Here is a 1,957-nt window from a genome sequence, read left to right on the forward strand (position 1 = left end):
CCCCCCCCCCCCCCCCCCCCCCCCCCCCCCCCCCCCCCCCCCCCCCCCCCCCCCCCCCCCCCCCCCCCCCCCCCCCCCCCCCCCCCCCCCCCCCCCCCACTACAGCAGCGTTGTCGGCAACGCCGAAGATCAAAAGCCAACCCCTCCCCAGCCCTCCCCTTGGCCTGCGGCCAAAGGGAGGGGGCATTAACCCCACTCCTCATCCCCATCCGTTCCTATCCCCGTACGCCGCATCACGCGGCCAGCATGGGAGCAGGGATCATGGCTAGCGCAAAGGGTTCAAACCGGCCGGCGGTTCGCAACATGGCATTGGCTGCGGCGGTAACGTTGTTGGTTGGCCTGCCTGTGGCAGCGGCGGTCCGCCATACCCCGTTCCCGGTGACCGACACTACCGGCGACCTCAAGGCGCCAACCACGCAACGCACGCGCCAGACCCAGGCCAACTTCCGTGCGCCGAACGCCACGGTCTGCAGCGATACACCGGTACTGCGCGAGATTGCCGATCCCAGCCCGAGGCCGCAGCACAACATCGCGGCAGACAAGATCAGTCTGAGCGGGGGAGACGGTTACAGGACATCTGCCAAGATGTTGGCGCCCCCATCGCCGGCCGCACCGCCAGCACCGATACCGTTGGCGGCTCGCGCCGAGACTGCCGCAGATGCCAGCTACTCTGCCGCGGAAGTGCCGATGACCTCGATCACCAGCACTGGCAGCGTGCGCCAGCAGCAGGCACCGGTCACCGCCGGTGTCGTTGACGACAACGTCGACTTCACTGCGTTCCAGCAGTTCCTGCAGCGGCATGAGGAATCCAATGATCTTGGCCGCGACGTCAGCGTGCGCCAGCGCCTGCAGGTGGTCGATGCGCAGGGCCGACCGGTGCCGGACGCAGAAGTGGCGGTCACCGCCCGCAACGGTGCAAGGATGTGGGCGCGTACCGATGCCGGTGGCCAGGTTTGGGTTCACCCGAATGCCTTCGATGATCGCGATTCGGCCAGCTACCAGGTGCAGGTGCGGCGCGCCGGCAAGACCGTGACCTCGGCCCTGCAGCGCGGACAGAAGAACGCAGTGCAGGTGGTGGTGGCCGATGCGCCGCTGCCGGCGCGGGCCAAGCTCGACCTGGTGTTCATGGTCGACGCCACCGGTTCGATGGCCGATGAGATCGACAAGCTGCGGGACTCGTTGCAGGGCATCGTTCGTGATATCGCACAGCTGCCCTCCAACCCGGACATCTGCCTGGGGCTGGTAACCTACCGCGACCGCGGCGATGAGTATTTCGTGCGCGGCTGGGACCTCAGCAACAACGTTGCCGGCTTCCAGAACGTGCTCGATGGCGTGCGCGCAAATGGTGGCGGCGATTACCCGGAAGCAATGAACGAGGCCTTCGACCATGCGGTGCAGGCGATGAACTGGCGCGGTGCCTCGACCACCCGCCTGCTGGTGTCACTGGCCGATGCGCCGCCGCACATGGATTACCCGCAGCCGCGTTACGAGCAGACCATGCTGGCGGCGCTGGGCAAGGGCATCAAGGTATTGAGCGTGGCGGCATCCGGCCAGGACACCACCGGTGAGATCGCGCAGCGGCAGATCGCGCAGTACACCGGCGGGCGTTTCATCTTCCTGACCTACAAGGACGCCGGTGATCCCTCGAGCGGACCGGGCAGCGAGACCGTGCATGAGGTGGAGAACTATTCGGTCGACACCCTGGACAAGCTGGTGGTGAAGCTGGTGCGCGAGGAGCTGGCGCAGCTGCCGAAGGGCTGAGCTGTGCTCCCTCCCTTTGGCGAAGCCAAGGGGAGGGTTGGGGAGGGGTAGGCTTTTGATCTTCAGGCATTGCCAGCTTCGCGGCTTACGCCGCTCCGACAGAAGCCGCGTCATGTTGTTGGGGGGGGGGGGGGGGGGGGCGGGGGGGGGGGGGGGGGGGTGGGGGGGGCCGGGGGGCGGGGCGCGGGGCGGGGGA

Annotated in this window: 1 protein-coding gene; it reads left to right on the forward strand. The window is 68.3% G+C overall.

The genetic code is table 11. The annotated features are described in order from the left end of the window. The first annotated feature begins 261 nt into the window (after positions 1–261). A complete protein-coding gene (locus ACVOLI_RS20425) occupies positions 262–1,761 on the forward strand; it encodes a VWA domain-containing protein (protein WP_481615777.1) in 1,500 nt (499 codons plus the stop codon). The last annotated feature ends 196 nt before the right edge of the window (positions 1,762–1,957 follow it).

It is taken from the genome of Stenotrophomonas sp. STEN029 (genome assembly GCF_056760015.1).